Annotated in this window: 20 protein-coding genes; 6 read left to right on the top strand and 14 right to left on the bottom strand. The window is 65.0% G+C overall.

The window, feature by feature from the left end; translation table 11 throughout:
• Window positions 1-8 precede the first annotated feature (8 nt).
• The gene (locus tag GC088_RS02685; protein WP_323960368.1) at window positions 9-908 is read right to left on the bottom strand and encodes a carbohydrate ABC transporter permease; all 900 of its coding nucleotides are present in this window, start codon (window positions 906-908) and stop codon (window positions 9-11) included.
• Window positions 909-1,034: 126 nt separating this feature from the next.
• Complete coding sequence (locus GC088_RS02680) at window positions 1,035-2,372, bottom strand: ABC transporter substrate-binding protein (protein WP_323960367.1); 1,338 nt, start codon at window positions 2,370-2,372, stop codon at window positions 1,035-1,037.
• Between the two features lie 349 nt (window positions 2,373-2,721).
• On the opposite strand from GC088_RS02680, the gene GC088_RS02675 reads away from it, so the two are divergent.
• Window positions 2,722-4,200 (top strand): arabinan endo-1,5-alpha-L-arabinosidase, encoded by a 1,479-nt coding sequence (locus GC088_RS02675; protein WP_323960366.1) that lies wholly within the window; start codon window positions 2,722-2,724, stop codon window positions 4,198-4,200.
• A 102-nt stretch (window positions 4,201-4,302) separates the two neighbouring features.
• Window positions 4,303-5,322 (top strand): LacI family DNA-binding transcriptional regulator, encoded by a 1,020-nt coding sequence (locus tag GC088_RS02670; RefSeq protein WP_323960364.1) that lies wholly within the window; start codon window positions 4,303-4,305, stop codon window positions 5,320-5,322.
• Here the strand turns inward: GC088_RS02670 and GC088_RS02665 are convergent.
• From GC088_RS02665 to speB, 3 genes are read right to left on the bottom strand one after another with little or no spacing between them, the layout of a single operon-like run.
• Window positions 5,312-6,334, bottom strand: coding sequence for a nitronate monooxygenase (locus tag GC088_RS02665; protein WP_323960363.1), 1,023 nt, complete (start codon window positions 6,332-6,334; stop codon window positions 5,312-5,314). The two genes, GC088_RS02670 and GC088_RS02665, sit on opposite strands and share 11 nt — an antisense overlap.
• Before the next feature lie 34 nt (window positions 6,335-6,368).
• Complete coding sequence (locus GC088_RS02660) at window positions 6,369-8,051, bottom strand: thiamine pyrophosphate-binding protein (RefSeq protein ID WP_323960362.1); 1,683 nt, start codon at window positions 8,049-8,051, stop codon at window positions 6,369-6,371.
• Window positions 8,038-9,045: an agmatinase gene (gene speB, locus GC088_RS02655; protein ID WP_323960361.1), complete on the bottom strand. Its 1,008-nt coding sequence runs from the start codon at window positions 9,043-9,045 to the stop codon at window positions 8,038-8,040. The genes GC088_RS02660 and speB overlap by 14 nt, the downstream gene beginning before the upstream one ends.
• A gap of 253 nt (window positions 9,046-9,298) precedes the next feature.
• Between speB and GC088_RS02650 the strand changes: the two genes are divergently transcribed.
• Entirely contained in the window at window positions 9,299-9,679 is a 381-nt protein-coding gene (locus GC088_RS02650) for a DUF1801 domain-containing protein (protein WP_323960360.1), read from the top strand.
• 13 nt (window positions 9,680-9,692) lie between these two features.
• On the opposite strand, the gene GC088_RS02645 is transcribed toward GC088_RS02650, so the two are convergent.
• A complete protein-coding gene (locus GC088_RS02645; RefSeq protein WP_323960359.1) occupies window positions 9,693-10,100 on the bottom strand; it encodes a VOC family protein in 408 nt (135 codons plus the stop codon).
• 215 nt (window positions 10,101-10,315) lie between these two features.
• Between GC088_RS02645 and GC088_RS02640 the strand changes: the two genes are divergently transcribed.
• Complete coding sequence (locus tag GC088_RS02640) at window positions 10,316-11,218, top strand: carbohydrate ABC transporter permease (protein ID WP_323961889.1); 903 nt, start codon at window positions 10,316-10,318, stop codon at window positions 11,216-11,218.
• A gap of 2 nt (window positions 11,219-11,220) precedes the next feature.
• Window positions 11,221-12,162, top strand: coding sequence for a carbohydrate ABC transporter permease (locus GC088_RS02635; RefSeq protein ID WP_323960358.1), 942 nt, complete (start codon window positions 11,221-11,223; stop codon window positions 12,160-12,162).
• Window positions 12,163-12,313: 151 nt separating this feature from the next.
• On the opposite strand, the gene GC088_RS02630 is transcribed toward GC088_RS02635, so the two are convergent.
• The 5 genes from GC088_RS02630 to GC088_RS02610 form a co-directional block, all read right to left on the bottom strand.
• Window positions 12,314-13,696: an extracellular solute-binding protein gene (locus tag GC088_RS02630; protein ID WP_323960357.1), complete on the bottom strand. Its 1,383-nt coding sequence runs from the start codon at window positions 13,694-13,696 to the stop codon at window positions 12,314-12,316.
• 181 nt (window positions 13,697-13,877) lie between these two features.
• Window positions 13,878-14,456, bottom strand: a complete 579-nt coding sequence (locus tag GC088_RS02625) for a cupin domain-containing protein (protein WP_323960356.1) — start codon at window positions 14,454-14,456, stop codon at window positions 13,878-13,880.
• 78 nt (window positions 14,457-14,534) lie between these two features.
• Window positions 14,535-15,713: an AI-2E family transporter gene (locus GC088_RS02620; protein WP_323960355.1), complete on the bottom strand. Its 1,179-nt coding sequence runs from the start codon at window positions 15,711-15,713 to the stop codon at window positions 14,535-14,537.
• A 112-nt stretch (window positions 15,714-15,825) separates the two neighbouring features.
• Window positions 15,826-16,152 carry a DUF202 domain-containing protein gene (locus tag GC088_RS02615; RefSeq protein ID WP_323960354.1) on the bottom strand — a complete coding sequence of 109 codons (327 nt, stop codon included), beginning with the start codon at window positions 16,150-16,152 and terminating at the stop codon, window positions 15,826-15,828.
• A 1-nt stretch (window position 16,153) separates the two neighbouring features.
• The gene (locus GC088_RS02610; protein ID WP_323960353.1) at window positions 16,154-16,552 is read right to left on the bottom strand and encodes a YidH family protein; all 399 of its coding nucleotides are present in this window, start codon (window positions 16,550-16,552) and stop codon (window positions 16,154-16,156) included.
• Window positions 16,553-16,815: 263 nt separating this feature from the next.
• Between GC088_RS02610 and GC088_RS02605 the strand changes: the two genes are divergently transcribed.
• The gene (locus GC088_RS02605; RefSeq protein WP_323960352.1) at window positions 16,816-17,910 is read left to right on the top strand and encodes a VIT1/CCC1 transporter family protein; all 1,095 of its coding nucleotides are present in this window, start codon (window positions 16,816-16,818) and stop codon (window positions 17,908-17,910) included.
• Here GC088_RS02605 and GC088_RS02600 read toward each other — a convergent pair.
• Genes GC088_RS02600 through GC088_RS02590 form a run of 3 tightly spaced genes read right to left on the bottom strand, consistent with a single transcriptional unit; the run spans window position 17,907 to window position 21,768 of the window.
• Entirely contained in the window at window positions 17,907-18,773 is an 867-nt protein-coding gene (locus GC088_RS02600) for a glycosyltransferase (RefSeq protein WP_323960351.1), read from the bottom strand. The genes GC088_RS02605 and GC088_RS02600 overlap by 4 nt on opposite strands.
• A complete protein-coding gene (rfaE2, locus tag GC088_RS02595; RefSeq protein WP_323960350.1) occupies window positions 18,770-20,353 on the bottom strand; it encodes a D-glycero-beta-D-manno-heptose 1-phosphate adenylyltransferase in 1,584 nt (527 codons plus the stop codon). The genes GC088_RS02600 and rfaE2 overlap by 4 nt, the downstream gene beginning before the upstream one ends.
• The gene (locus GC088_RS02590) at window positions 20,350-21,768 is read right to left on the bottom strand and encodes an aldehyde dehydrogenase family protein (protein WP_323960349.1); all 1,419 of its coding nucleotides are present in this window, start codon (window positions 21,766-21,768) and stop codon (window positions 20,350-20,352) included. Before GC088_RS02590 ends, rfaE2 begins: the two co-directional genes overlap by 4 nt.
• Window positions 21,769-21,783: the final 15 nt, after the last annotated feature.

Here is a 21,783-nt window from a genome sequence, read left to right as displayed (position 1 = left end):
GACCTGCCTCAGTCAATCGAGAACTGGTTGCGGCGGTTGAGCCGGAACTGGATGAAGGTAATGAGGAACACCATGAGGCCGAGGACCACAGACATCGCTGATGCGTATCCCATCTGCAGGTTGTCGAAGGCCTTCTGCCAGATGTACCAAACGATGGTGGCGGAGGAGAACTCCGGGCCGCCCGTGGGGGTCATGATGTCGATTTCGACGAAGACCTGGGAGCCCGCGATGACGCTGGTCACCACCAGGAAGAACGTCACCGGACGAACCATCGGAACGGTGATGTGGCGGAACTGTTGCCAGGCGCCGGCGCCGTCGAGAGCCGCAGCTTCATAGAGGTGGCGGGGCACCGACTGCAACGCTGCCAAATAGAGGAGCATCGAGAATCCAAGGCCCTTCCAGATGGCCATGATGATCAGCGCCGGCTTCACCATGTTGGCGTCCTGAAGCCAGTTCGGCCCATCGATGCCCACCAGAGCCAGTGTCTGGTTGATTAGGCCGAAGTCTCCGTTGAACGCCCACTGCCAGAGGATTGCCACGGCGGCGATGGACGAGATAACGGGAACGTAGTAGACGGTGCGGAAGAACGTGGAACCACGCATCTTCCGGTTCATCGCCAGGGCCAGCGCAAGGGAGATCACGAGGCCGATCGGAATGCCGATCATGAGGTAGAACGTGTTGTACATCGCCTCCAGGAAGTAGGGATCCTGGAACATCGCGATGTAGTTGTCCAGGCCGCTGAAGACGGGAGCGGTTAGCCCGTTCCAGTCGGTGAAGGAGGCGTAGATCGAGAACAACATCGGGTAGAGCGTGAAGAGCAGAAACCCGATGACCGGAAGGGCAACGAACGCCAGCGCAGTCAGGTGCTCCTGCCGGTGGAGCCGGGGTCGGCGCGTGGAAGTGGACATCTGAAATCCTCGTTGATTCAAGAGCGGTTATGGGCGCCTGGCGTTGCCTGGCTGGAAGGGGGTGCCGCGGCCGGCTCGTCCTCGGCCGCGGCACCCTGTCTGGGTCAGCTTGCAGGCGGTCGGCTCCTAGCCGCCGATCCCTGCCTGCTGGTTCGCCGCATCGAGGAACTGCTGCATCTTCGGCTGCGCTTCCTTGACGTACTCGGCGGCGGTCTTCTTGCCGTCCAGCACCGGCTGGATATTGGTGAAGAACTCGTCGTACCACTCGGCGTTGTAGGTCAATTCGCTCGGGAGCGGACGGCCGTACTCGCGGACAACCTGGAGGAACTCAGCCTTGTTAGCAGGTTTGGTGCTCTCATCAGCGGCCCACTCCTCAGCCTTGTCTTCGAGGTTGGGGATCTGTACGCCCGCATCCGTCAGCGTCTGCTGTGCTTCCTCATTCGCGGAGAGGTAGGTGGCCAGCTTGGCTGCTTCCTCGGGGAGCTTGCTGGCGTTGGACACCGCAATGCCCAGGGTTCCGGTGTAGGTGGCAGGCTCACCGGTTGCACCGACCGGGTACGGAATCAGGTCGTACTCGAAGGGCAGGGTTTCGTAGGTGGAGAGGTCCCACGGGCCGACAGGGAAGAAACCGATCTCGCCCTTCATCCAGCGCTGGTAGGTATCCAGGGTCTGCGCTTCACCGGCTGACGGAGTGACCTTCTCGACATTCTGCAGGTCAGCGAACCACTGCAGCGCTTCGGTGAATTCGGGAGTGTCGATGGTGACCTTGGTGCGGTCCTCGTTCAACCAGTCGCCGCCGTTGGACCAGACGAACGCCGGCAGGTTCCAGGTCACATTGAGGCCGGTACCCCACTGATCCAGCTTGCCGTCGCCGTTGGTGTCCTTGGTGAGCTGCTTGGCAACCTCGACGAACTCCTCCATGGTGTAGGGCTTCTCGGGATCCGGCAGCGGAATTCCGGCTTCCTCGAACATCGTCTTGTTGTAGCCGAAGGAGAACGGGCCAACGTCCTTGGGAAGTGCGTAGATGGCACCCTGGCCGCTGAGTTCGCCGTCGAACCGGTAGCTGTCAACCCCGTAATCCCAGATGTTGTCCAGGTCGATGTTTTCCGCATTCTCGACATGCTCCGTGATGTCCTTGATGATGCCGTTCTTCACGTAGGCCTGGACCTCGCCGGGGCTGATGTAGAAGACATCCGGGATCTGGCGACCGGAGATGGCGGCCTTGAGCTTGGTACTGTATTGATCGGCGGTGGTCTGGATCATCTCGACCTCCACCCCGTTGTCCTTCTCGAACTGGGCCACAGCCTGTTCGTAGGCCTTCTTGTCGTCGGGCCCGCCACGGTACATGAACGTGAGGGTGTTATCGCCGTCGTTGCTGCCGGCTCCGGCGGCGCATCCGCTGAGGAGCAGGCCTGCCGCAGCAGCAGCCGCGATGGTCTTGGCGATGGAACGTGACTTCATCATCACGTGGTCCTTCCGGTTAGTGGTTGTAGACGGCCGCTGGAGGAGGAGGTGGGGGCCGGAGTTACAACGTTGATTACAACGTTGCAAAAGAGAATGGCATAGATCACATTCGAGCGTCAACACCCCCGAGCGAAATATTTCGACGGGGCCTGTGGAGTGCTCCCCCCGCCCGCCAGGAATCGTCGGCGATAGCCGAAACGCCAACCGTTGGCATTCTTCCGCTAACGGTTGGCCGTTGCCCTATCGCCGCACCCACTCCCTTGACGGCCTCCGTGATGCGTGCGATATTTCAACGTTGTAAAGCGTAAGCAGCACCTTCCCCGAATGCCTCTCCAAGGAAAGGACCGTGATGACGACGTCACGATCACCCCTGAGCCTTCTCCGTAACCGCCTGCCTAAAGCAACCGCCGCCGTTGGAATCAGCCTCGGCCTGATCTTCACGGGCACTGCAACAGCTCCGGCTGTCCAGGCGAACGCAACCCAAAACTCCTCCGGCACCTGGACAGCCCAGGGCACCCCCTTCACCCAGGACCTTCCCGGCGGCAAGTCCGTGGTCGGTGAGACCTCCCCCATCCATGACCCGGCCCTCATCATCGACGACGACGGCACCTGGTACGTCTACTCCACCGGCCTGATCAACCGCGAGAACGGTGGAACCATTCAGATCTGGTCCTCGCACGACGAGGGCACCACCTGGGAGTACACCGGTACCGTCTGGGATCAGATTCCCGCCTGGATCGACGAGCACTTCTCCGACGGTGAGCTCCCCGGAAACCTCTGGGCACCGGAAATCTACGAGCATGACGGCACCTACTACCTGTACTACTCGGCCTCCCGGTTCGGCGGCAGCAACTCCCTGACGGCGCTGGCTACGAACACCACGCTTGACCCGAATGATCCGGACTACGAGTGGGTCGACCAGGGCCTCGTCGTCTCCTCCCCCGCCACTGGACTGGACCCCAATAACCCGGGCAAGACGTTCAACGCCATCGACGCCGGCATCGTCGAGGGCGAGGACGGCAAGCCCTACATGGCCATCGGCTCCTTCTGGTACGGCATCTTCCTGGTGCCGATTGAGTGGCCGAGCGGCAAGCCCGTGGAGAACTGGCAGTCACAGACCGTGAACATTGCCGACCGCTTCATGCCGGGCAACCCCATTGAGGCTCCCTACATCACGAAGATGGGCGACTACTACTACCTCTTTGTCTCCTTCGATTCCTGCTGCCGGGGCGGTGATTCCACCTACAAGATCGCGGTGGGCCGCTCGAAGTCGGTCAAGGGCCCGTACCTGGACAAGGACGGCCGCGACATGTTCGGAGGCGGCGGAACCGTGGTCCTGGGTGACCACGGCGCGGTCAAGGGTCCGGGCGGGCAGTCGGTCTTCGGCGACTACCTCGCCTTCCACTATTACGACGGCGCCAACGAGGACATTCCGTTCTTCCCTACCCTCGGCCTGCAGAAGATCAATTGGGTTGACGGCTGGCCCGAGTTCAACCAGACGGTCAACCTGCCCGAGGTGACGATCGCACCTGAGGCGGACTCCGCCGTCGTCGGCGGGAAGGCTACCTTCCGAGCAGAGGCGACGGGCACACCCGCCCCGGTGGCAGAGTGGGAGATCTCGTCCGACGACGGCGCCACCTGGCAGCGCGTCGCGGAACAACCGCGCACCCTGAACTCGGGAGACGGCGCACGCCGCTCCGAGCTGACCCTCAAGCACCTGAGTGCCGATCAGGACGGGCTGCTGGTGCGGGCTGTGTTCTCGAACGCGCACGGCAGCACCGAAATCGAGCCGGTTGCCCTCGAAGTGAGGGCACCGGGCAACCGCTGACGCGGCGTCGAAGTTATATCCTGCCGGTGGGACACGTTGAAGCGTGTCCCACCGGCAGCTCGCAATTGCTTACACAAGACAGTTACACGAAAAGGACACAGCATGGCAGCGACCCTGCACGATGTGGCCCAGGTGGCCGGGGTCTCGTTCAAGACGGTGTCCAATGTCATCAACCACCACCCCAACGTCCGGCCCTCAACGCGTGAACGCGTGGAGCAGGCCATCGCTCAGCTGGGCTACCGGCCCAATCTCACGGCGCGGAGCCTGCGATCAGGACAGACCGGCGCGATCACCCTAGCCGTGCCGCAACTCCGGCTCCCCTACTTCGCTGAACTGGCCGACGCCGTACTCACCGCGGCCTCCGCCCGGGGGCTGGTGGTGCTCATCGAGCAGACCAGCGGTGAACGCGACGTCGAACTTGAAGTGCTTCGGAGCCCACGCCTTCGCATGTCGGACGGGCTGATTTTCAGCCCGCTGGGACTCGGCGAGGAGGACGCTGCACTGGTTAAGGCTGAAGTGCCCATGGTCCTGCTCGGTGAACGAATCTTCTCCAGCAGCAGCGACCACGTCACCATGCAGAACATCGAAGGCGCCCGCGCAGCCACCGAGCACCTGCTGGACATCGGGCGACGCCGCATAGCGGTGGTCGGAGCGCACGAGGGTGAGGTCATCGGTTCGGCCGCCTTCCGCCTCCAGGGCTACCAGGAAGCGCTCGCCGCGCGGGGCATGGAGTACGACGACGCGCTCGTCGCCTACGTCGGCACCTGGCACCGAGCCGACGGTGCCGAGGCGATGCACCGCCTGCTGGACAGCGGCGTGGAGTTCGACGCCGTCTTCGGCCTCAATGACACCCTGGCGCAGGGTGCCATGCGCGTCCTGCAGGAAGCTGGTCTGCGCATCCCGGGCGACGTCGCCGTCATCGGATTCGATGACCTGGAGGAAACCCGTTACTCCATTCCCACCCTGAGCAGCGTGAATCCCGGACGCGAGGAGATTGCCGAAACCGCGATCCGGGTGCTCATGGAGCGCATCAAGGGCACCGCGAATCCGGAGCCGCGCGAACTGGTTACGCAGTTCAAGGTCATGGCGCGGGAGTCGACGGAACCTGCGCTTAACGCGTAGGACTCAGCCGCTCCACCATAGCCGCCGCCGGCTCCGGGCGTGCCGAGGCGAAACCGGTGCCCGCCCACAGATGCGCGATGTCGGCGTCGCCCGCGGTAATCGCCGCAGCCCGCAGAGGCGCCGTCACGTAGTGCAGGTGTGGGTAGCCGGCCGGCGCGTCCGCGTGCTCCCGTATGAACCTGTTTGTCAGGCCCCGGGCGAAGCGGCCGGTGTAGGCGCGCGTGAGGCTGGTCTCTGCGAACCGCCCGTCCGTGAGCGCGGCCCGGTGCAGCGGGTTGGTGCCCGCTTCGTCGGCCGTCAGCAGGAGGGTGCCCACCTGGACCGCGTCAGCGCCGAGGCCGAGGAGACGTACGACGTCGTCCGGTCCGGACACTCCCCCACCCGCCGCGAGCGGGACAGCGGTCTGCGAGCGAATTTCGGTAAGCGTGTCGGCGAGCGGCCGATCGGTGGGTATTGTCCGCTGGTCGAACGCGCCGCGGTGGCCGCCGGCGTCGGGCCCCTGGACAGCCAGCGCCCGCGCTCCTGCGGCAACCGCCTGCTGCGCCTCTTCCCCCGTAGTGACGGTGACCATCGGCAGGATGCCGGCCTGCGCCAGTGTCGCGAGCACGCGGCTTTCTGGGCAGCCGAAGGTGAAGGACACAACCTCGGGCCGGGCATCGAGGACCAGTTCGAGCTTGGCGTGCCAGCCGTCGTCGTCGTTCCGGGCAGCGCCTACCTCCACGCCCAGCGCTGACGCTTCAGCACGCAGCGAGTTCGAGTAGCGCGCAACGTCTTCCGGATCCGGTTCAAGTGAGTCGGGCACAAAGAGGTTCACGCCGACGGGCCCGGCGGTGAGCTCGCGCACCCTGCCCAGTTGATCCTCGAGGTTCCCGGGCGACCGGTATCCCGCCGCCAGGAAGCCCAACCCTCCTGCGTCGGTCACCGCAGCTGCCAGCTCCGGAGTTGAAGGGCCTCCCGCCATCGGCGCTCCAATGATGGGTCGGTCCAGTTCGCGCAGATCAAACACGGGCATCCTCGATGGTTGGGACGTAGGACTTGCCCCTAACCTACAGGTGCGTCGGTGCGAAAAGCTTCAGCAGCGTCTCCACCACGACGACGTTGGGACCCTCGGCGGCGAAACCCTCCTCCAGCGCCTGCCGCACATCCTGCGGCTCGACGCGGACGGCCGGCACGCCGAACGACTCGGCGAGCTTCACGAAGTCCGGTCGCGCCAGCTCCGTAGCGGTCGCCTTGCCGAACGCGCCCTCCATGTATTCGCGCAGGATGCCGTAGCCGCCGTCGTCGACAATCAGCCAGGTGACTGGAAGATTGTGCTGCCGGGCAGTGGCCAGTTCCGAGATGGAGTACATGGCAGAGCCATCGCCGGACACGGCCAGCACGCGCGCGGGCAGGCCCTTCGAAGCCAGGCCGACGGCACCACCGATGGCGCCGGGGAAACCGTAGCCGAGGCCACCGGCACCCTGGGCGGAGTGGAACTGACCGTCGCGGGAGTCCCAGCAGCTCCAGCCCCAGTACGCGGCGATGGTCATGTCCCAGAAGGTCTGCATGTCGTCCGGAACGGCGGCGCGGATGTCGGCCATGAAGCGGCGTTCCTTGCCCAGGTCCTGCGCGTCGAGCCGGGCCTGAACCTTGGCGAGGGTGTCTGCGACGAGCTTGCGCGGGTCGTAATTGCCAGTGCGGCGCTCGACCGGCTGCAACGCCGCATCGAGCGCGGCGAGTGCCTGGCCGGCGTCGGCACGGATGCCGAGCGCTGGCCGGTTGGATTCCAGGACGCGGGGTTCGGCGTCGATCTGGATGATCCGGCCGCGAGGCTCGAGGGTGAAGTAGTTCGACGTCACTTCACCGAGCGAGGAACCGATCACCAGCAGGACGTCGGCGTCCTCGAGGACCTCGGTGACGTAGCGGTCCTCCACCCACGACTGCAGCGACAGCTCATGGTTCCAGGGGAAAGCGCCGTTGCCGCCGGGCGTGCAGAGCACGGGAGCGTCGAGCTTCTCAGCCAGGGACAGCAGCTCCTTCTCGGCCTTGCCGCGACGGGTGCCTCCCCCGGCCACAATCACCGGACGCCGGGCTTCTGACAGCCACTTCACCGCTTCCCGCACCAGTTCCACCCGGGGCGGATTGTCGAACGGCTCAGCGAGCGCGTCCTCCACCCGCGGCACGACGACGGGGTCCAGCAGCACGTTCTGCGGAACCTCCACCCAGACGGGTCCCTGGGGGGAGGACACCGCTTCCGTCCACGCGTCCTGGATGGCTGAAGGGATGCCCGAAGCGTGCTGGATCAGCCGCTGGCTTTTGGTGACGTTGGCGGCCGACGCCTTCTGGTCATCGAGCTGGTGGAGCATGCCCTTCCGCCGTGCGCCCAGGCCCTCGAGCGGAATCTGGCTTGCGATGACGATCATCGGGACACCGGTGGCGTAGGCCTCCTGGAGGCCGGCGAGCGAGGTGAGCGCCCCGGGTCCTGTGGAGAGGAAGAGGACGCCGACCTCTCCGGTGGCGCGGGAAAATCCGTCGGCGGCGAAGGCTGAGTTGTTTTCGACCCGGCTTGAGACGAACTGCAGGCTGGAGCGGGAGAGAGCGTCAAAGAGCCCGAGGGCGTGCTGGCCTGGGATGCCGAAGACGGTGGTCGCACCCAGTGCGGTCAGCGTTTCTATGACGAGGTCTCCGCCGTTGCGCTGGCCCGAGACCGGCTGCGGAGGAACGGTCGCGTCGCTTTCAACGGACTGCATCAGCGCTCTTTCCGGTTGAGAATTCAGTCGAGATTTCATAGGCCATCAGACTCACCAGATCGTAGGCCACATGCGAGGCCGCCACGCCGGTGAGCTCGGCATGATCGTAGGCGGGAGCAACTTCCACGACGTCGGCACCGATCATGTTCAGGCCGCGCAGGCCGCGGAGGATCTCGAGCAGCTCCCGGCTGGTGAGTCCGCCGGCTTCGGGAGTGCCGGTGCCCGGTGCGTGCGCGGGATCGAGGACATCGATGTCGATGGAGACGTACAACGGCCGGTTGCCGATCCTGTCGCGGAGCCGCGCAACGGTCTCGTCCACGCCATGCCGGAACACATCCGAGGAGGTGTGGATGCCGAAGCCGAACCGCCGGTCGTCCTCAAGATCCTTCACGCCGTACAGCGGCCCCCGCGTGCCGACGTGCGAGATGGCCTCCGTGTCCAGGATCCCTTCCTCCACAGCCCTGCGGAACGGAGTGCCGTGCGTGTACTCGGCGCCGAAGTAGGTATCCCAGGTATCAAGGTGGGCATCGAAGTGCAGCAGCGCGACGGGTGCCCCGGCCCGCTCCGAAGCCGCGCGCAGCAGAGGCAGGGCAATCGTGTGGTCACCGCCGAGCGTGACCAGGCGGGCGCCGTCGTGCGTTAGATCCAGGGCATTCTGCTGGATGGTGTCCAAGGCTTCATGGATGTTGAAGGGATTTACGGCCATGTCTCCGGCGTCGGCCACCTGGACCCGCTCGAAGGGCGAGATGTCCAGCGCCGGATTGTACGGGCGCAGGAGCCGGGACGCCTCGCGGACATGGTTGGCCCCGAAGCGGGCGCCGGGCCGGTAGGAGACGCCTGAATCGAAGGGCACACCGACGACGGCGATGTCCGCCCTCGGCACCTGATCCAGCCGCGGGAGGCGCGCGAAGGTGGCCGCTCCGGCGAAGCGCGGAATGCGGGCCGAGTCGATCGGGCCCAGCTTGTCGCCGGCTGTTACGCGCAGCTCTTCCATGAGTCTCCTTCAGCGACCGGTGCACACGCACAGTCGTTTCCTTATAGGAATCAAGTGTTTTCAAAACGCTACTTCTGGGTGGGGTCCCCGTCAAGGCGGAAGGCACCCGGGCCAGTCTGCTCAACTTCTCCTGGCCGAACTGCGCAGCAGGCTCGACGCCGGGTGTCTGCAGCAGCACAATAGTGGCCACAACGCGCTAGAAAGCGGGCAAACCGGGACACTCGCCCGTTATGCAACTCTTCAGGAGGGCGGAATGCCGTACCTCAAGGACGCAAGAGTCGACGCCTACCTGGCTTCGCTGGCGGAGTGGCAGCGGGACATTGCCGCCGAAGTGCGTGACCTGGTGCACGCGGCTGATCCGGAGGTCGAGGAGACCATCAAGCGGACGGTGCAGCCCTACTTCGTGCTGAGGGGGAACATCTGTGCCTTCCTCACGACGAAAGACCATCTGAACGTCTTCCTGTACGACGGCGCGATAGTGCCTGATCCGGAAGGCATCATCACAGGAGGCCACGACAACAAGACCGCCCGAACCGTTGCTTTTTACGAGGGAGATTCCGTGAATGCCCCGGCGCTGCTGACCATGTTTCGGCAGATATCGCCAACAACCGCGCCGGAGGCTGGCGCAAGCTGAAACAGGAGAACAGCTAGGACCGTGGAAGCAGCGGCTTCTCTGCCCGGGCCTTGATCTGTTGCACCGCCCAGGAATTGCCATCCGGATCATCGAAGCCGAAGAAGGTGCCGCCGTCGCGCTCGTCGAGGACGTTGATGTCACTGACTTCCACCCCGCGGCCCTGCAGCTCCTCGCGGGCGGCGTTGACGTCCGACACCACCAACTGCAGTCCCTTCAGGGTGCCGGGCTGCATCGCATTCATGCCCGGACCGTTGCCGAACACTATCGAGCAGCCCGACCCGCGCGGAGTCAGCTGCGTGAAGTGCATGCCACCGGCGTCGGTCTCGAAATCCTGCGCGAAACCCACCTTGTCACGGTAGAACTCGATCGACCGGGCTATGTCACTCACCGGCACAATCACAACTTCCAGGGTCCAGTCCACGGGTGCTCCTGACGTTTGGGAATCCGCGCTCAGGCTACCGTGACTGCACAATCCGCGTATAGCCCATCGGCTCGCCAATTGGAAGATCCATACGGCAAGCAAAGCAGGCTTATGGCCTACTCTTGTTCCAAGCAACCCGCCGAACATGAAGGAGGTGCAGCGTGGCCACAGCGATCGAATCCCACCGGAAGAGACGGCAGAAACGCCCCGGCTGGATCAAGGAACCGTTCAACAGTGAGGCGAGGGCGGGATACCTGTTCATCCTGCCCTGGGTGATCGGCTTCCTGGTCTTCACGCTCGGCGCCATGATCTACAGCCTCGTCATCTCCTTCACCAATTACGACCTCTCCACCGACACCGCCACACCCGTGGGTATTCGGAACTACGAGCTGCTGCTGGAGGACCCGAAGGTCCTGACCTCCCTCGGCAACACCCTGTACTACGCCGTCCTTTCGGTGCCGCTCGAGATCTGCTTCGCCCTGCTGCTCGCCTACCTCCTGCATCGGATTCCCGACCGTGGCGCAGGCATCTTCCGCATCATCTACTACCTGCCGAAGATGACGCCGTCCGTGGCCGCAGCGTCCATCTTCCTGCTGCTCCTCAACGGCAACTCAGGCGCCATCAACACCTTCCTCGGCTGGTTCGGCATTGACGGGCCGCAGTGGCTTATCGACCCCGACTGGATGAAACCGTCCATCATCATCATCGGCCTGTGGAGCGTCAGCGGAACCATGCTGATCCTGCTGGCCGCGTTGAAGAACGTTCCGCAGGACCTTTACGAGGCAGCAGCGCTCGACGGCGCCGGCTCGGTCCGACAGTTCTTCTCCGTGACCCTGCCCATGATCTCCAATGCGCTGTTCTTCTGCACGATCGTCCTGACCATCGCGGCGCTGCAGGTGTTCGACCAGGCGTTCCTGCTCTTCTACCGCGACACCCAGAGCGGGTCGCCGGACGCCGCCCTCTTCGTCGGCGTGTACCTGTTCCAGCAGGCCTTCCAGCAGTTCAACATGGGATTCGCCGCCGCCATCGCGTGGCTTCTCTTCGTCATCATCCTCCTGATCACGATCTTCCAGGTCCGCTTCGGCAACAAGTTCGTCTACTACGAGGGGGGACGGTAAGCATGGCATCGGTCATCAATTCACAGCCGCAGGCGGTCGTCGAATCAGACCCGAGAAGGAAGTCCGCGGCCAATCCCACCCCGTCCTTTCCCTGGTACAAGCCGCGCAGCGTCGTCGGTCGGATAATCCTCTGGGCTCTCCTGCTCGGCTTTTCAGCCCTCTTCCTTTACCCGTTCGTCTGGCTGCTCGCCGCGAGTTTCAAGCCGCGGCAGGACGTCTTCGACAACCGGCTCATCCCCGACGTCTGGGTGTTCGACAACTACGTGGAGGTCTGGCAGCAACTGCCCCTGCTCTCCTGGATGTCCAACAGCATCATCATTGCGCTGCTCGCGGCGGGCCTGGTGACGTTCTCCAGTTCGCTCGTCGCATTCGGGTTCGCCTACTTCCGCTTCCCGTTCCGGAATTTGCTGTTCGGGCTGGTGCTGGGAACGATGATGCTGCCCGGCGCCGTCACCATGATTCCCACTTACCTGATCTGGAAGGAACTCGGCTTCCTGGGCACCACGGTTCCGCTGTGGGGCGCGAACCTGTTCGGCTCAGCGTTCTACATCTTCCTGCAGCGGCAGTTTTTCCTCGGGCTCCCGCGGGATATCTTCGAGGCGGCCCGCATTGACGGCTGCAGCTACTTCGGCCTGTTCTGGCGGATAGCGATGCCGCTGTCCATTCCGTCCTTCATCATCGTGTTCATCTTCGAGTTTCAGGCCAGCTGGAACAACCTGCAGGCTCCCCTGATCTACCTGAACTTCGGCGACCCGTCCGAATTCACCGTCCCGCTCGGCATCTCCTACGCCATGTCGCTGTTCAGTCCCACCTCGGGCGGCCAGGCGGATTACCAGTACGTCATGACAGCCGCCCTGCTGGTCACGCTGCCGATGCTGATCCTCTTCGCCTTCGGCCAGCGCTACTTCATCGAGGGGCTCGCGGGCCAGGGCCGCAAGGGCTGATCCCACCCGCGTTGAGTTGGCAGGACACACCCCTTATGCAGCGTCATACGGGATGTGTCCTGCGAAATGAACGCAAAGAAGGAGGGTGGGACCCGTGTGGGTCCCACCCTCCTTTCGCGCGCGGCGCTGGACGCGTACGACGACGCGCGCGTTACTGGGCGCCGGCGGTCGCCTGCTCGTACACCAGCATGGCCGCAGCCTGTGCGTCTCCCAGCGCTTCCTCCACTGTCTTGTCTCCGGACATGGCTGGGGCCATGGCGTTCTGGAGCTCGGTCTGGATCTCCAGGCCGGCCGGGGAGGATCCAAGCGGTACACCGTTCTCCAGCGCCTGGTAGTAGGAGTCGATCAGTTGATCGAAGCCCTCATTGCCGGTGGGCTGGAGGTACTCGTCCCGGATCATCTGGTCCGCGGTCTTAGAGCCTGTGAAGATACCGGTGAACATCCCGCCCTCTTCGAGCCCCTGCACGCGGGCTTCTGCCGCCGCCATCCACGCCTCGTCGGAGGTGTTGGAGACCGCCCACTTGCAGGCCGCGGCCTTGTTCTTGGCACCGGTCGGGATGACGTAGGACTGGCCGCCCGCCACAGCGATCGGGTCGCCGTCCTGGTTCCGCAGCGGTGTCCCGGACACCTCAAGCTGGTCCGCGAAATCCGACAGGACATTCGGGTACCACTGGGCGTACAGTCCGGCGCCCACCTGATCGGCCACGAACTGGTTGTTCTCGCCGAAGAAATCCCAGGTCTGGCTGAAGCTGTAGGCGGGTTCGTATCCGCCCTGGGCGTCGTAGATGGACTTGAGCCACGTCAGTGCTTCCACGTTGGCGGGGTCGTCAAGGGTGGGCTTGCCTGTCTCGTCCATGATCCTGCCGCCGAAGGCCGCGAACCAGACCGGTGCCTGCGAGGGCATCTGCGGATCGAAACCGAGACGGGTGGGTGTGTCGCCGTCCGCCGCGTACATGGACTCGGCTGCGGCAAGGACGCCGTCCGGGTTGGAGGTGTCCAGATCCTCAACAGTGACGCCGGCTTCTTCCATGACCCGGTTGTTGGTGATGATCGCCCAGGGCTGCCAGAACTGCGGAATGCCGTACATCTGGTCGTTGTAGGTCACATCCTGCAGGACGGCGGGATAGTAGTGTTCTTCGGCGTTCACGTTGTGCGTCGTGAAGCACTGGTCGACCGGTTCGATGAGTCCGCGGGCTGCGTAGGTGGCAACGTACTGGCGGTCCATGACCACCAGGTCGGGAAGGCTTCCGCTCGCGGCCTGCGCCGCGAAGCGCTGCGGATCGAAGTTGCCCTCGTTGATCTGGACCTCGACGCCGTCCTCCTCGAGGGCTGCCGTGGCGAAGTCAGCGCGGGAAGTGGCAACCTCGTCACCGAGGGTGAAGCCGCCGGTGGTCATGGTTCCCGAAAGCGCTGCCCCGTAGTCAACCTCTTCACCGTTGTCGGGAGTTCCTCCGCCGCCTCCGCCGCATGCAGTGGCCGTCAGTGCGATGGTAGTAGCCGCCGCAAACGCTGCGGCGGTCCGAGAAGTCTTCATTGCTTCAGTCCCTTCACAAACTAGCGCGCCATCGTCGGCGCGGGCGGATCTGTGAGGCAGCGAAGTCGGGGGCGCAGGCGCCGCCGACCGCGAATTCTGGTCACAGGGCCGCGGTCCGGTCTGGACCGCCGTCGTTCGTCAGTATTCCATAAGCCGACTTGGTATCCCGGTAAGGCAGGAATCAGCCGCGTGAGGCCGCCGGAACCAGTGTCCAGAGGACTACTGCTTCCTGGTCCGTGGGATTGATCCAGGTGTGCGGTTCGCGTCCCGGGAAGGTGATGGTGTCACCGGCCTCAAGCTCGTAGCGCTCGTTGGAGAAGATCAGTTCGAAGCGTCCGGCGATGATGTGCAGGGTCTCCACCTCGCAATCGACTGAATAGAGGTCCTGCTCGCCCCGGCCGTTCGGCTCGATGACGGCACGGATCATCTGGAGCCGCCGCTCGGAACGTGCGGTCAGCAGGCGTTCGTTGATTCCCTCGCCGCCCAGGCTCACCTTCGGGGCTTCGTCGAGCCTGGTCACATGCGTTTCCGGAGCCGTGAAAAGATCACCGATCGAGATGGACAGCACCTGGCACAGCGTTACCAGGGATGCCACCGACGGCGATGTCAGGTCACGCTCCACCCGGCTGAGAAACCCCTTGGTGAGCCCGGTCGAATCGGCAACCTGCTCGATGGTCATACGCTGGGCCTGCCGCGCGGACCGGATGCGCGAACCGATCGCGACCGGCGCGTTGCTCGGTTCTACTGGCAAAGCCTTCAACGTCCGGTCCTTCCGCTGCAGGGTCCAAGCGCATGGGAGGCCTCAGACGTGGGTGCCCCCGGATCGCGCGACTCCAGCCTACGTGGTTTCCTTCACCGTCAGCTGGTGCGCGTCGCCGCCTGTTTCCGGCGTCGGCTCGGCATCAACGGGCTTCGGTTCGTCCTCATGCCAGGCCTTGATTGCAGCCCAGACGACGGCGGCAACCGGCACTGCCAGGATGGCGCCGGTGATACCGGCCAGGATGGTTCCGGCGGTCAGGGCGAGGAGGATCACCAGCGCGTGGATGTTCAGGGAGCGTCCCATCACAACGGGCTGAAGGAAGTTGCCCTCGAGCTGGTTCACCACCACGACGACGATGATCACCATCAGTGCCACGAAGGGACCGTTGGCGACCAGCGCCACGAGTGCGGCAAGTCCGCCGGCGACGAAGGCTCCGACCAGCGGAACAAAGGAACCGATGAACACGATCACGGCAAGAGGGATAGCAAGGGGAACACCGAGGATCAGCAGTGCGATACCGATGAACACAGAGTCCACGAGGGCAATGATTGCGGTCCCGCGGACGTAGCCGCCGAGAACCGCAAGGCTCCGGTGCCCCATCCGCTGTGCCCGGCGCAGCCGCTCGCCCCGGAATCCGCGCAGCAGGAAGCTCCAGATCCGGTCGCCGTCCTTCAGGAAGAAGAAGAGGATGACCAGCATCAGCACGGCACCGGTGAGGAATTCCCCTGCCGCGGTGACGCCGGTGAGGGCAGTGGTTCCAACGGCCGAGCTTGTTGCGAAATCGATGATGGACTGCCGGGCTTCCTCAATCTGTCCCTGGTCGATCGGTATGGGACCCGTTCGGATGAAGTCGTCGATCTGCCCGAAGCCCTCGTTGGCGCGCTGAATCAGCTCGTCAAGCTGGCTTCGCACCGCGACCACGATCAAGGTGACCACCGCGCCGAGCACCACCAGCAGCAGGAGGAAGGACGACGCCGTCGCAAGGGCACTCGGCCAGCCCCGGCGGCGCAGCATATTGACGAGCGGCCCGATGGCGGCAGCAAGGATCAGAGCCAGCAACAGCGGGATGACCACCAGCCGGATCTGGATAAGCCCAAAAATAGACACCACAATCACTGTGATGAGAAGGAGCAGTTGGGCGCTGCGGATGCTGGCGCGGCCGAGGCCGTCCCGCCAGGGACTCGATTGGCTCTGTTCTGGGCTGATATCGCGTCGGTATTCCACCGGCTCTTCTTCCTCGCGGTTCGTAGGGGGCATGCTGTTGCAGGGCACACTGAGAAGGACATGCGCTGTCGGAAGGGGATCCCTTCCTACCCTACGCGGAGCACCGCACCGGCCGGAACATGCCTAGACCATGCTTGGAACACACCTACAGCGGCAGGAACAGGACTGTGTAGATGCCCAGTCCGCCCAGGACGAACACCACAGCAGAGGTACAGAGAACAGCGAAGACATCGGCCTTGACCTGGCCGCGCGACACTCCCGCAACGCTCCGCGCATACCTCACGCGTTGGCTGACATAGATCCCCATTGCTGCGGCGAGCGCCGTCAGCACCAGGATCCCTGCGAACCACCCGTGGGTCGGCACCCAGCGCAGGAACAGCAGGCTGGCCGCCACCATCGCAGTCATCGTTCGCCCCCATGCCAGCGACGTCCGTTCGGGCTGCAGGCCCGGATCCCGGGTGACTACGGACATGTCAGCTCAGCCGCAGAAGTACAAAAACAATGACGACGGCGGCCGCGACTGCGCCGCCGATGGCCAGCAACGGAGCGAGGAACGGCAGCGGCAGCGGCGTTCCGTGGCGCATCGCGCGTTCCACATTGAGCCACCGGAAGCAGGCAACGGACGCGATGATCATGGCAAGCAGCAGCAGGAGGACGGCCAGGGTGGCACGCATCTCGGGAACAAAGATGTCCGTGGTGAAGGCCTCCACGGCGATCCCGCCCGCCATCAATGCCAGGGAGGTACGGATCCAGGCCAGGAACGTGCGCTCGTTCGCCAGCGTGAACCGGGGATCCGGCTCGCTTCCCCCGCGCAGCAGCCGCGCTGCGAGTCCGCGTCGGCCGTTTTCGTTCGTACTGGGTGAGCTGTCCACCGACTCATCGTAGCCAGTACAGCGCCTGGTGGGTTCCCGAAGGCAGGCTTTGTCCGGCTGCGCCGGTGGAAGCGGGTAGCATGGGTATCTGCGAAGGGGAGTAGTTCCGGAGTCCTGGACTCCGAGGCCTGTCGACATACTGGCTATCGCTGATGATGCCCGGCAATCCACCGCGTTGCGGCGAACGAGACCTTCGGCCATGGATTCGTTAATGGCCGGAGCTCTCCAGTTGCCCTGGCCCCCCTAGGAATGAGGAGCCGGCTGTGACCCCCCAGGCAACCCGGACACCCGCCGACATCAAGCGCTGGCGGCAGTACCTGGCCGATGAGCGCGCAGAGGCAGCGACCTACCGCTACCTGGCGCGCAAACGAACCGGCGAGGAGCAGGAGATCCTGCTGGCGCTGGCCCAGGCGGAGGCCCGCCACGAACAGCACTGGCTCCGCCTGCTGGGCGACGACGTCGGCAAGCCCCTTCACCCCTCGCTGCGCAATGTGGTCCTCGGCTTTCTCGCCCGCCGCTTCGGATCCGTGTTCGTTCTCGCGCTGGCACAGCGCGCAGAGGCTCGCTCCCCATATGCCGACGATCCTTCCGCCACCAACGCGATGGCCGCCGATGAGCAGATTCACGAGGAAGTCGTGCGTGGACTGGCCACCCGGGGCCGCAACCGGCTCTCCGGCAATTTCCGCGCCGCGGTATTCGGTGCCAATGACGGCCTGGTGAGCAACCTCGCCCTCGTGATGGGCATCGGTGCGACCGGCGTCTCCAGCGCATTCGTCCTGTTCAGCGGCCTCGCGGGCCTGCTGGCCGGCGCCCTGTCCATGGGTGCCGGTGAGTATGTTTCCGTGCGCTCGCAGCGCGAGTTGCTGGCGGCGTCGCGCCCCACACAGGTCACTCTTACTGCTGCCAAGGAACTGGACATCGACGCGAACGAGCTGGTGCTGGTGTACCGGGCGCGTGGCATGTCGCTGGAGGCGGCAGAACACCGGGCGGCTGAACGGATGGGCCAGTTCAGCTGTGACTGCGATCCCAGCCTGTCGCTGCACCCGGAACGTGAAGAGCAGCAGGACGAGCACGAGACAGTGGGAACCGGGATGGGCGCCGCGGCGGCAAGCTTCTGCTTCTTCGCCTCGGGCGCGATCATCCCCGTTTTGCCCTACCTGTTCGGGTTGACGGGAGTGACCGCCGTCATCGTTGCGTGCACGCTCGTGGGTCTGGCGCTCTTGGCGACCGGCGCCGTCGTCGGGCTTCTCTCCGGCGCCTCCCCGCTCAAGCGGGCCCTGCGGCAACTCGCCATCGGACTGGGTGCTGCTGCGGCAACCTACCTGCTCGGACTGGCGTTCGGCGTGTCCGTGGCCTAGTGCTTGTCCGCGAGGACCACTGACGGCGCATCGGTTGAACGGTCCGGGATGGTGGTGGGAGATTCAAGGTGCACCGCGCCGGACGGCAGGATCCCGGCGCCCCCGTACCGCTCCATCACGCGCCACTGCGCAGCTACGTCTTCGCCGGCATGCTCGGTTGGGAGCTGCTCCCAGAAGTCGAAGCCTCCGCACTCCGTCAGTACTTCCCGGTTGAACAGCACGCATGCGCCTACCCAGGCAACCTTGTAGAGACGCCAGCCGCCTTCCGGAACATCCAGGGCGGCTGCCGCGTGGACCAGGTTTGCGGCGTTGTGCAGCGTCCAACGCTCAAAACCGGGAGCACCCGGGCGAATGCGCTCGGGCTCTACTGGGCCGTCCCACAGTTCAAGCGGCTGAAGCTCGTGTTCCCGGTAGTCGTCCAGGTAGGAAAGGCCCTGCACCGCCGCGCCGACAAAGCCGCACCCGGATGACGCGAGCGCCTCGTGCATGCGCGCCAGCATGCCCGGCTCCAGCCAGACATCGTTGTCCAGGAAGAGGACCTCCGGCGCAGCGGACAACTCCAGCAGGAACTGACGCTGCTGTGCAAGCCCCCGCCGTGGCACGTTCCGCTCCAGTCGAACCGGACGCCCCTGGGCACGCAGAAGCCGCACCATTGCTTGCACGGCCGGCTCCTGCCAGACCGGTTCCCCGCTCTGGTCGCTCAGGATCACCGCAAAGTCCGGGCCGTCCTGGGCAGCGAGCCCCGAGAGCGTGACAGCCAGTTCCGCGGGTCGCCCGAAGGAAGGAATGAGGACCTCGAGTTCCGGCCGGTCCTCCCCGTGCCCGTGCGCATGCCCCCACTCCCCCGACCAACGACGGCTCACTGCACACCCGTAGGAGCGGACGGCGGAGCAGCGGGTGAACCAACGGCCGAGTCAACCACTGACTCGACTGTCGAGTGGGCAGTCGAATTGGCTGTCGACTCAACAGGGAGCGTCCGGATCTTTTCGACCACGGCGGTGGTGGAACGCTCCGGCACGTAGTCCAGGATGCGCACCGTTCCACCGCAGCGCTCCACAACGGGCGCCTCGGCAAGCATCTGCGAGGAGTAGTCACCGCCCTTGGCGTAGATGTCGGGCCGGAGCGCCTCGATCAACGGCACCGGAGTATCCGTGTCGAACGCAGTCACGTAATCAACGCAGCTCAGCGCCGCGATCACGCCTGCCCGGTCGGCCAGCGGGTTGATCGGGCGATCCGGGCCCTTGAGCCTGCGGACCGAATCGTCACCATTCAGAGCGACCACGAGCACGTCCCCCAACTGCTTCGCCTGCGTCAGGTACCGGGTATGCCCGCGGTGCAGCACGTCGAAACAGCCGTTCGTGAGCACAATCCGGCGGCCCTGTTCCCGTTCACCCGCCACCCGGCGCAACAGCTCGTCGAGCGGCAGGATCGCCGAGGACAGGCCTCCGAGATACTCGGTGAGGTCCGCCGTCGAGCAGACCGAGGTCCCGGGCCTACCAACCACCACGTCGGCAGCTGCCTGGGCTAGGTCCAGCGACGTCGTCATGGGCATGCCGGCTGCGCGCGCCGCGGTCAGGCAGGCAACGAAGGTGTCGCCCGCGCCTGATGCCTGCTTCTCCGAGGCAGGACGCGCCCAGGTGCGGTGGGCCTGTCCCTCCTTCGACAGCAGGACGGTTCCATCCCTGTCCAGCGTGACGACGACGGCGGCCGCCCTGGTGGCCTCGAACAGCTCACCCCGCCGTTCGGTGACCAACTCCTCGCGACCGCTGGTGCCCGCCGGGAAGGTGGCCCCGAGCAGCCGCGCTGTCTCCTGCGCGTTAGGCGTAACGATCGCGGGCTCCAGTTCGGACCACGGCCGGGGGTCGTGGGCATCGACCACCACCAGCGTGCTTCCGGCATAGGCCGTGAGGGCCCGCATTACGGCCGGCCCCAGGGCGCCGGTGCCATAGTCACAGACCACGACGGCGGCGCTACCAGCTACCGCGTCCGGCACCGCGGCCGCCAGTTCGGCGATGCACTCATCGCTCGGTATCCCGGCCTGGTCGTCGATGCGGAGCATCACCTGGTCAGCGCCGATGATGCGGTTTTTGGTTGTCGTCTGAATCGCCGCAGTAGACAACAAGCCGGTGGTGTCGACGCCGGCGTCGTCAAGCAGTGCGCGGAGGCGGGATCCGGCGTCGTCCATGCCCACCAGGCCCACCAGGCGCACCCGCGCGCCGAGGGCAGCGAGGTTCATCGCGGTGTTCGCTGCACCCCCAGGCGCATAGTCCCTGCGCTGGAGGTCCACAACGGGCGCCGGCGCTTCCCGGCAGAAGCGTTCAATGCTTCCGCTCCACCACCCGTCGAGGATGACGTCGCCCACCACTGTGATCACCGGTGCCGCCGCTGCCAGTTCCGCTGGAACCCACTCGGCCAGGCCGCGGACGTTCTTCAGTACGCTCATGGCTGCGTCGGCTTCCCGGGTGCCTCGATGTGTACCACTTTGACGGTGCTGAATTCGTCCAGGAGCTCGGGGCCATAGCCAAAGCCCTGTCCGCTGTCTCCGCGTGGCTCGGCAGACCCTCCGGGTGCGCCTCCGAACACCGCGTTGACCTTGACCGTGCCTACCTTCAGCCTTGCCACAGCCTTTTGTGCGTTTTCGATGTTGGCGGTGAGGACGTTGGCGGCAAGGCCGTACCTGCCGGATGCGGCACGTTCAAGTCCTTCGTCGAAGCTGGAAACTCGCATGACCGGGGCTACCGGCCCAAAGGTTTCCTCATTCATCACGTCCATCTGATCGCTGCAGTTCAACAGGACGGTGGCCGGGTAATAGGCTCCGGGTCCTTCGGGGACCACACCGCCTTCAATGGGTTCAGCCCCCATTCCGATTGCGCTCGACACCTGCCGGTGCACCTCGTCCCGCATCCGCCGGTCAACCAACGGTGCAAGCGCGCCCGGGGCATTCCGGCGTCGGGCTTCCTCGGCGAGCGCAGCGCAGAAGCGGTCTGCTATGTCCTCGTGGACGTAGATGCGCTCAACAGCCGTGCAAATTTGGCCGACATTGCTGAACGCGCCGATTGCTGCCTGCTCCGCGGCCCAGGCCGGGTCCACGTCGGCATCAACCAGCAGCGGATCGTTCCCGCCGTTCTCCCGGATGACGTGTGCGCCGGTGAGCACCGCCGCCCGTGCGATCCTTGCACCGCTGGCGCTCGAACCGACATGCGCGTAAACGTCTATGCCGTCCTCCATGGTGATCATGCCGCCCACCTCGGGACCACCTGTGAGGGTGGTGAGAACCCCCGCAGGGAAGCAGGGTGAGAGCAGATCCCCGAGCAGCTGCCCAAGGTGGGGACACCGTTCGCTCGGCTTGTGGATGACGGTGTTACCTGTCACGAGTGCCGCGCCCAGCAGGCCGGCAGCCACCGCAACGGGGTCGTTCCAGGGTGTCAGCAGGGCGGCCACCCCCCTGGGTTGGGACACTGTGTAATCCGTGGCCAACGGTGATCCGCACAGGCTGTGCCCGCGGTGCAGGGGTCCCAGCTCTGCGTACTGCTCCAGCGTTGCCGCTCCGGCCTCGATTCCGGCAAGCGCTTCCTCGACGGGCCGGCCGGTTTCCCTGGCATTCAGTTCGGCGAGCCGGTCTGCACCGTCGCGCAGGGCACCGGCCGCGGCCCTCACCATGCCGGCGCGCTCGGCAGGAGCCATAGCCTCCCATTCGGGCTGGACCGAACGGGCCAATTGCACGGCAAGGGCTACCTGCTCGCGGGTAGCCGACTCCAAGGTTCCCACCTCGCTGCTGTTCCGCGGGTCGACGATGGTGATGGAGGTTTCGGCGTCGAGGGCTGTGCCCGTAGTCATCGTCCGGGACTCGCTCGTCATGGGCGCTCCTTCATC

Source organism: Arthrobacter sp. JZ12 (assembly GCF_035189165.1).
Lineage (GTDB): Bacteria > Actinomycetota > Actinomycetes > Actinomycetales > Micrococcaceae > Arthrobacter_D.
This window is presented reverse-complemented; position numbering and strand designations above follow the sequence as displayed.

What these genes read in the sequence shown, in the direction of transcription:
- GC088_RS02620 (WP_323960355.1), bottom strand. Translation starts at nt 15,713, where the DNA reads ATGCCCCCTACGAACCGCGAGGAAGAAGAGCCGGTGGAATACCGACGC.
- GC088_RS02680 (WP_323960367.1), bottom strand. Translation starts at nt 2,372, where the DNA reads ATGATGAAGTCACGTTCCATCGCCAAGACCATCGCGGCTGCTGCTGCG.
- rfaE2 (WP_323960350.1), bottom strand. Translation starts at nt 20,353, where the DNA reads ATGAGCGTACTGAAGAACGTCCGCGGCCTGGCCGAGTGGGTTCCAGCG.
- speB (WP_323960361.1), bottom strand. Translation starts at nt 9,045, where the DNA reads ATGGAAGAGCTGCGCGTAACAGCCGGCGACAAGCTGGGCCCGATCGAC.
- GC088_RS02660 (WP_323960362.1), bottom strand. Translation starts at nt 8,051, where the DNA reads ATGCAGTCCGTTGAAAGCGACGCGACCGTTCCTCCGCAGCCGGTCTCG.
- GC088_RS02590 (WP_323960349.1), bottom strand. Translation starts at nt 21,768, where the DNA reads ATGACGAGCGAGTCCCGGACGATGACTACGGGCACAGCCCTCGACGCC.
- GC088_RS02665 (WP_323960363.1), bottom strand. Translation starts at nt 6,334, where the DNA reads ATGCCCGTGTTTGATCTGCGCGAACTGGACCGACCCATCATTGGAGCG.
- GC088_RS02685 (WP_323960368.1), bottom strand. Translation starts at nt 908, where the DNA reads ATGTCCACTTCCACGCGCCGACCCCGGCTCCACCGGCAGGAGCACCTG.
- GC088_RS02670 (WP_323960364.1), top strand. Translation starts at nt 4,303, where the DNA reads ATGGCAGCGACCCTGCACGATGTGGCCCAGGTGGCCGGGGTCTCGTTC.
- GC088_RS02650 (WP_323960360.1), top strand. Translation starts at nt 9,299, where the DNA reads ATGCCGTACCTCAAGGACGCAAGAGTCGACGCCTACCTGGCTTCGCTG.
- GC088_RS02635 (WP_323960358.1), top strand. Translation starts at nt 11,221, where the DNA reads ATGGCATCGGTCATCAATTCACAGCCGCAGGCGGTCGTCGAATCAGAC.
- GC088_RS02675 (WP_323960366.1), top strand. Translation starts at nt 2,722, where the DNA reads ATGACGACGTCACGATCACCCCTGAGCCTTCTCCGTAACCGCCTGCCT.
- GC088_RS02630 (WP_323960357.1), bottom strand. Translation starts at nt 13,696, where the DNA reads ATGAAGACTTCTCGGACCGCCGCAGCGTTTGCGGCGGCTACTACCATC.
- GC088_RS02615 (WP_323960354.1), bottom strand. Translation starts at nt 16,152, where the DNA reads ATGTCCGTAGTCACCCGGGATCCGGGCCTGCAGCCCGAACGGACGTCG.